The sequence below is a fragment of the Sulfitobacter sp. UBA1132 genome (genome assembly GCF_002311545.1).
Lineage (GTDB): Bacteria > Pseudomonadota > Alphaproteobacteria > Rhodobacterales > Rhodobacteraceae > Sulfitobacter > Sulfitobacter pontiacus.
Map to the genome: position 1 here is coordinate 121,568 of NZ_DCAN01000018.1, position 7,119 is coordinate 128,686.

Consider the following 7,119-nt stretch of genomic DNA (forward strand, 5'->3'; position numbering starts at 1 on the left):
TGATGTCACTCCTGGACAGGTATCACGTGCTTGTACACAACGTATCTGCCGCGTTTGGGTACGACTACAGCGATGCGACGCCAGACTGGGTTCACCCGTTCATTCATCTGATACTGGTCTTGGCGCCCGCGCTGCTGATCACTGTCGGCTCACATCTTGCTATTCGCGGCATTCTCAAGCTTTGGAAGCGCCGTCACACCCCTACGTTCCACCCCGAACCCATACGGGGGCTTGAAGGCAGTCTTTTCAGCACGGTCCTGCGCTACTCCAGAAGGCAGCAGGCATTGATGATTGTCGTCAGCCTCATCGCGATGCCTATTCTATATTTGACCCTCGAACTGCCAAAGCAGATCGTCAACAACGCTTTGGATTCTGATCGTTTCCCCGTTGCCGTTTTGGGGCGAGACGTCGATCAGGTCGTTTTCCTAATGCTTCTCTGTGGTCTCTACCTTTTGGCGATCATCCTGAATGGGCTAAACAAATATGGCCTTAACGTGTTCAAGGGATATGTAGCTGAGCGTTTTCTGCGGCGCTTCCGGCTGCTGGTCTATCGGCAATGGCGCAGCGATCCCGACTCCCGAAACCAGAGCGAAATCGTCCCTATTCTCGCACAGGAAGTTGAGCCCATAGGTGGCTTCGCGGCAGATGTCCTCACGCTGCCAATCCTACAAGGTGGTACACTGTTGACGATCCTGTTTTTCATGTTCGTTCAGGACCCTGTGTTGGGTGCCGCCGCACTGACGGTGCTGCCAATCCAGCTCGTGCTGCTACCCAAGCTACAGCGGCGTGTCAACGCCCTTTCACGTACAAGAATCAAGGAAGTCCGACAGCTCGGCAGACAGCTTAGCGAACAGTTGCATGAACGGCAGGTCAATCCGACCGGACTGCTACCGGCCGGAGCGAGTTTTAGAGAGCTTGAGCACGTCCGCAGGAAGATTTTCCGCCTGAAGTTCTTCATCAAGGCCCTCAACAATTTTCTAACCGCGCTGACCCCATTCCTGTTCTACTCATTGGGAGGATATTTCGTCATCGAAGGGCGTATCACATTCGGTGCCCTGGTGGCCGTCCTAGCCGCACACAAAGACTTCTCGGCACCGCTGAAAGAACTCTTCAATTACTATCAGACGCTGGAAGACACGCGGATCCGGTACCACGAAATCACGACCTTTTTCAACAAATCGATCCAGCAATCCGCAATTGTTCAAGCAGACAACACCATGCCGCAGGACGTCAGTCAATTCGAGCAAGCCCAACTGAGATACCCGGCTTCGTCTCTAAAAAGGCAGGGGCCATCGCAACATCATGAAAGAGTTTGATAGTATGAAATGGGCAGCGATATTTTTCGCTCTGGTCGCCGTCGTTGCAGCAGTATGGTTCATTGTGCAACCGAGCCACTCTCGGACGGGCGTCCAGAGGGAGGAGGGCATCGCGCTTTCCGCGGGTGCTCTCGCTACTGTCAAGCTACCAAACAGTTTCACAGAGCAGGAGCAAATCGGCGCAAGCGCTTATGATGCGGTCTGTTCCGCTTGCCACGGTCGAAACGCGCAGGGCCAAGATGGCGTCGCTCCTCCGCTTGTTCACAAGATTTATGAACCCAGCCACCACGGCGACATGGCGTTTGTCCTTGCAGCGCAGAATGGAGTTCGGGCGCACCACTGGGAATTTGGCAACATGCCAGCGGTTGAAGGCGTGACGCGCTCAGACATCCTTGCTATCGTGGCGTACATTCGAGCTTTGCAGCGGGCCAACGGAATTGACTAGGCACTTTCGTCGGTCAAAAGAAGGGGAGTTGGCGCACGGTCAATCAGCATTTGGTTTGCCACAGAAAAACAATAACGGTGGGAAAATTCTGTTCATGAGTAAATGTTCTGCTGCATCGACTCTGATCCTTGGTGCATTGCTCGCTTCGTCCACCGCATCATACGCGGAGGAAACCGGATTATTCAGATTGACCGACCGCGGATCACCGGTTGGCATCAATGCGCGCGAACCATCACTCGCACCCTTGTCGGATGGCAGGGTTTTACTGAGCTGGACCGAAGAAAGCGGAACCGAAGCGGAAGTTCGCATGGCCATCCTCAACGGCAGTGAGTGGTCGGACGTCCGCACAATTAATGTATCGTCAAAGATTTACATCAACTGGGCCGACTTCCCTTCGGTAGTGGCGCTTGCTGGTGGCGGTTTGGCGGCACAATGGTTAGAGCTGAATGGACCGGGCGATTACCAATACGACGTCAAAATCGCTTTTTCCAAAGATGAAGGCAGAAGCTGGACTGACTCGATTGTCCCTCACGATGACAGGTCTCAACGTGAGCATGGTTTTGTTTCGTTGGTACCCGACCAATTTGGTGGATTGACGGCGCTGTGGCTGGATGGCCGGGAGTATGGCAGTCAGACAGAAGGCGACAGCTTCGAAAATACGATGCAGTTGCGCGCGCGGCAGATCAACTTTGACGGAACGATGCAGCCAGAAAGCCTGTTGGATGTGCGCACCTGTACCTGTTGCCAGACTTCTGCAACGCGGACTGCATCAGGCGACATCGTGGCGGTCTATCGTGACAGAACCGCCGATGAAATTCGCGATATATCGGCTGTCCGGCAGGCCGACGGGGAGTGGACGGAGCCCGCCACGATCCATAACGACGGATGGGAAATCGCCGGATGCCCCGTCAATGGCCCGGCCATTGATACCATGGGCGACAGGATTTCCGTTATCTGGTTCACGGCAGCCGAGAACGAGCCGAAGGTTCGTATCGCCTTTTCGGACGATGGCGGTGCGCAGTTCGACGAACCGCTCCGCATTGACCTCGGCGCAGCCGCAGGTCGGGTGGACGTCCTGCAATTTGCAGATGGCAGCGCATTGGCGCTCTGGATCGAATATGTGGGAGGCGGTGAAGCGATCGTCATGTGCCACGTAACGCCAGATGCCGGATGTGTCGCGCCTCAGGCGCTCCACATCAATCGAGGCGGCGGTTCGGTCGGTTTTCCGAGGATGGCGCTTGGCGGAACCGGGGCGTTTGTGGCCTGGACGCAACCAATCAGCGGCGCGGACGGCAGTACCACCATTCGCGTCGTTGAAGTCGCTCTGACGCCATAGGTTTCAAGCATTCATCTCGATTCCCAATGCCTCCTTAATGCTGTTGCCCTTATTCTGCGGCCTGCCCGAGGGCCAAATCAGGCGCTGTACCGGCCTTCTTGAAGCTCCAGCCTTTGATGATGGCATAAACCGCCGGAATGACGATCAGGGTTAGCAAGGTTGACGACACCATACCTCCGATCATCGGCACTGCGATGCGCTGCATGATCTCGGACCCGGTTCCATGCGCCCAGAGGATCGGCATTAGGCCGGCCATGATTGCGACAACTGTCATCATCTTGGGGCGAACGCGATCTACTGCACCCACCATGATCGCGGCGTAGAGTTCGTCGCGGGTCAGGTCGCGGCCGCCCGCGCGGTCACGCGCTTCATTCAACGCCTGATCGAGATAGATCAACATGATCACACCGGTTTCAGCCGCCACCCCGGCCAGCGCGATAAACCCGACGGCCACCGCAACCGACATGTTGAAGCCCATGAACCACATGAGCCAAATGCCGCCCACCAGCGCGAAGGGCAGCGACAGCATCACGATCAGCGTTTCCGTCAGACGGCGGAAGTTCAGGTAAAGCAGCAGAAAGATCAGCGCCAGCGTTAACGGCACAACTGTGGCCAGCCGCTGTTTCGCACGTTCAAGGTACTCGAACTGCCCGCTCCAGCCCAATGAATAGCCGGGTGGCAGGGTGACGGAAGCCGCGACCGCCGCCTGCGCTTCGGCCACGTAGCCACCAAGATCGCGTCCGACGATATCGACGAAGATATAGACGGCAAGCTGTCCGTTTTCGGTGCGGATCGACGTGGCTCCGCGAGTGCGTTCGATGGTGGCTACGTCCCCGAGTGGAATTGTGCCACCGCCCGGCAGCGCCACTTGAACCTCGCGTCCGATGGCCTCCGGATCGGACCTCAGTGTCGCCGGATAGCGCACTGCGACGTCGTAGCGCTCGCGGCCCTCGACGGTCTGCGTGATGGCCTTGGCCCCCAATGCCATGCCGATCACCTCCTGCACATCCTGCACCGACAGACCGTAGCGGCCAAGGGCAGCGCGGTCGGGCGTGATGTCCAGATAATAGCCGCCAATCACCCGTTCGGCATAGGCGCTGGTCGTTCCTGGCACCGTGCGCACGACGGCTTCGACCTCACGGGCTACCTTTTCCATCTCGGTCAGGCTGGTACCGAAGACCTTGATCCCCACTGGTGTGCGGATGCCGGTGGACAACATGTCGATTCGCGCCCGGATCGGCATCGTCCAGGCGTTCGACACGCCGGGAAATTGCAGCGCGGCATCCATTTCCTGCCGCAGGCTTTCGATGGTGACACCGGGACGCCATTCGTCTTCCGGGCGGAGCTGGATGATCGTCTCGAACATCTCCGTCGGTGCTGGATCGGTCGCAGTCAGCGCGCGGCCTGCCTTGCCGAAAACCGACAACACTTCGGGGAAGGTCTTGATGATGCGGTCCTGGGTCTGCATCAGCTCGGCGGCCTTGGTGACCGAAAGCCCGGGCAGCGTGGTCGGCATGTACATAAGCGTGCCCTCGTTCAGGACAGGCATGAATTCAGACCCCAGCTGGCGCGCGGGCCAGATGGTGATTACCAGTGCCGCAATGGCCACGATGATCGTAAGGCTCTTGGCCTTCAACACGGCGCTGATAATCGGGCGGTAGACCGCGATTAGCACGCGGTTTACCGGATTCCTGTGTTCAGGGATGATCCGACCCCGCACGAAAACCACCATCAACGCAGGCACCAGCGTCACCGACAGGAACGCTGCTGCCGCCATCGAGAAGGTTTTGGTGTAGGCGAGCGGGCCGAACATGCGTCCCTCCTGTCCTTCAAGCGAAAAGATTGGCAGAAACGAGACAGTGATGATCAGCAAGCTGAAGAACAGCGCGGGGCCGACCTCGCTTGCCGCTTCGATCAGCACCTGGATGCGTGGCTTGTCAGGGGCGGCCCGTTCGAGGTGTTTGTGCGCATTTTCGATCATCACGATGGCCGCGTCGATCATCGCGCCGATCGCGATGGCAATGCCGCCGAGGCTCATGATATTGGCCCCGATCCCGAGAAATTTCATTGCCGTGAAGGCCATGAGCAATCCGACAGGCAGCATGATGATCGCCACGAGGGCGGAGCGGACGTGCAACAGAAAAATGATCGTTACCCCCGCCACGACAAGGCTTTCTTCGAGCAGCGTTGTTTTCAACGTCTCGATTGCCGACAGGATCAGGTCGGACCTGTCATAGACCGGCACGATGTCGACTCCTTCCGGCAGGCTTTGGGCCACCACGTCCAGTTCTGCCTTGGCGTTTTCAATCACATCCAGCGCATTGGCACCCACCCGCTGAAGCACGATACCACTGGCGACCTCGCCCTCACCGTTCAACTCGGCGATGCCGCGGCGTTCGCTGGGGACGATTTCGATCCGTGCGACGTCTTTCAGGTTGATCGGCACCCCGCCAATGCTGCGCAGGGTGATGTTGCCGATATCCTCGGTCCCCGCCAGATAGCCGCGTCCGCGCACCATGAATTCGAACTCGGACAGCTCCACCGTGCGCCCGCCGGTGTCCATGTTGCTCTCGGAGATGGCCTTGCCGATATCAGACAGCGTGATCCCCTGCGCGCGCATCCGGACCGGGTCAACTGTGACCGAGTATTGCTTAACGAAGCCACCGACACTGGCCACTTCGGACACGCCCTCTGCACGGCTGGCCCCGAAACGCACTACCCAATCCTGCAACGACCGCAATTCAGCAAGGCTCAGGTTCTCGCCGGTGATCGCATATTGGTAGACCCAGCCCACCCCCGTCGCATCCGGACCAAGGGCTGGTGTCACCCCGTCCGGCAGGCGAGCCGCTGCGGCGTTGAGGTATTCCAGCACGCGCGACCGCGCCCAGTACGGGTCAACGCCGTCCTCGAAGATGATGTAGACAAAGGAAATGCCGAAGAACGAAAACCCGCGCACGACGCGGGATCGCGGCACCGTCAGCATGGCCGAGGTCAGCGGATAAGTGACCTGGTCCTCCACCACCTGAGGGGCCTGGCCCGGGTAGTCGGTCAGCACGATCACCTGCACGTCCGACAGATCGGGAATAGCGTCGATCGGCAAGTTGCGCAGTGACCAGACCCCGGCGGCGATGATCAGGGCCGTGGCAAAGAACACCAGAACAAGGTTCCGGGCGGACCATTCGATGACACGCGCGATCATTCGCTTGCCTCCGGGGAGGCCAGCGCAGCCAGGGCGGCGTTCAGGTTGCTTTCCGCGTCGATCAGAAAGGTCGAGGTGGTGACGACCCGGTCGCCCTCGGCAATACCTTCGCGGATTTCCACCATTCCGGAGGCCTGTCGCCCCACGACCACATCCTGCGGCGCGAATTTACCCTCTCCCATGTCCCGGATCACCACCTGGCGATCGCCGGTGTCGATCACTGACGTTTCCGGCACTTGCACCACGGGCGCGCCGTCGCCCGTCGCCAAAGCCACATCAGCAAACATGTTGACCAGCAGGCGTCCCTCAGTATTGGGCAGATCGATGCGGACGCGTGCAGTTCGGGTCTGCATATCGACCTCAGGGTATATCTTGTCGATCAAGCCGCTGAAGGTTTCGCCCGGCAGGCCGGGAAAGGTGATCGTGGCCGCGTTTCCGTCCGCAAGGCCGATCAGAGCGGATTCCGGCACGTCCGCAAAGACCCAGACAACCGAGGTATCGGCAATACGAAACAGCGTTTCGCCAGCCTCGGACATCATGCCTTCGACGGCCATTCGTTCCAGAACCACGCCCGACCGCGGTGCCATCAGGCTGATTTGCACCGGCGCACGCCTGTCCGCCGCGATCTTGTCGATCACTGACACGGGAACTCCCAGGTTTGCCAGCCTTTGACGGCTGCCTTCCACGCGCCCTTCACCACTTCGCAGGTCCGAAACATACTGTGCGGCCGCCGAGACGATATCCGGAGAATAGAGCATCGCCAGCGGTTCGCCCGCTTCAACGATTGATCCGGTCGTTACAGGCCCCATCGGAAGGTTACTGC

The 7,119-nt window shown here is 58.9% G+C and carries 5 protein-coding genes; 3 read left to right on the plus strand and 2 right to left on the minus strand.

Annotated features, from left to right (window positions below):
- The first annotated feature begins 2 nt into the window (after positions 1 to 2).
- From B4F27_RS13715 to B4F27_RS13725, 3 genes are read left to right on the plus strand one after another with little or no spacing between them, the layout of a single operon-like run.
- On the plus strand, positions 3 to 1,316 hold the full coding sequence (locus B4F27_RS13715; protein WP_037941722.1) for an ABC transporter transmembrane domain-containing protein: 1,314 nt from the start codon (positions 3 to 5) through the stop codon (positions 1,314 to 1,316).
- Positions 1,303 to 1,761 carry a c-type cytochrome gene (locus tag B4F27_RS13720; protein WP_235183686.1) on the plus strand — a complete coding sequence of 153 codons (459 nt, stop codon included), beginning with the start codon at positions 1,303 to 1,305 and terminating at the stop codon, positions 1,759 to 1,761. Before B4F27_RS13715 ends, B4F27_RS13720 begins: the two co-directional genes overlap by 14 nt.
- A 28-nt stretch (positions 1,762 to 1,789) precedes the next feature.
- On the plus strand, positions 1,790 to 3,097 hold the full coding sequence (locus B4F27_RS13725; RefSeq protein ID WP_235183685.1) for a sialidase family protein: 1,308 nt from the start codon (positions 1,790 to 1,792) through the stop codon (positions 3,095 to 3,097).
- Between the two features lie 49 nt (positions 3,098 to 3,146).
- Here the strand turns inward: B4F27_RS13725 and B4F27_RS13730 are convergent, their stop codons facing one another.
- Entirely contained in the window at positions 3,147 to 6,296 is a 3,150-nt protein-coding gene (locus B4F27_RS13730; protein WP_286759900.1) for an efflux RND transporter permease subunit, read from the minus strand.
- The coding region (locus B4F27_RS13735) for an efflux RND transporter periplasmic adaptor subunit (protein ID WP_286759901.1) at positions 6,293 to 7,119 on the minus strand (827 nt) is incomplete at its 5' end. The genes B4F27_RS13730 and B4F27_RS13735, both read right to left, overlap by 4 nt.

Excerpts from the sequence above, each read along its gene's own strand:
- B4F27_RS13730 (WP_286759900.1), bottom strand. The coding sequence starts at position 6,296 with ATGATCGCGCGTGTCATCGAATGGTCCGCCCGGAACCTTGTTCTGGTG.
- B4F27_RS13720 (WP_235183686.1), top strand. The coding sequence starts at position 1,303 with ATGAAAGAGTTTGATAGTATGAAATGGGCAGCGATATTTTTCGCTCTG.
- B4F27_RS13715 (WP_037941722.1), top strand. The coding sequence starts at position 3 with ATGTCACTCCTGGACAGGTATCACGTGCTTGTACACAACGTATCTGCC.